At 54.7% G+C, this 433-nt stretch carries 1 protein-coding gene; it reads left to right on the top strand.

Features of this window, described 5'->3' with window-relative positions; translation table 11 throughout:
- On the top strand, positions 1-433 hold a 433-nt coding region (locus HWY38_RS05505), incomplete at both ends, for a hypothetical protein (RefSeq protein WP_224181426.1).

Raw genomic sequence — 433 nt, 5'->3', positions numbered from 1 at the left:
TGAAGGCGGCGGACAAGAAGAGTCTTTCAGATACGTGACGCTGTATGGCGGAATGAATGCTGAGGACATAAGCGGCGCCGTATGTGCGGCTGACGGCGAAGGACCGATTGAAGACCGTTATGACGCCTGCGCGGCGGAGCTGTCAGCGATCGTCAAGCGTCTTATTAAAGAAAAACAGAAGAAAAAAACGCTGATCCAGCTTCTTGTCCCCGACAGGGGGGAAGACAATGTATTGGCGGGGCTGGCCGCTTTCCTGAAAACGGCTCACCTTGAACATCCGAAGCTGTACGGCCAAGTCATCCAAGCCGATCCGGACGAGTCAGCATCAGCGCTTCTTGCCAAGCTGAAAGAAAACCGGGCGCATCCTGAACAAGCGGAAATCCGTTATGAAGACGGCAAACGTCTCGTCAGAAACTGGCGTCATCTGCCGGCC

The sequence above is a fragment of the Bacillus sp. KS1 genome (assembly GCF_020075515.1).
GTDB lineage: Bacteria > Bacillota > Bacilli > Bacillales > Bacillaceae > Bacillus > Bacillus velezensis.
The sequence above is the reverse complement of the archived record's forward strand: the minus strand, read 5'-3'. Positions and strand labels throughout refer to the sequence as shown.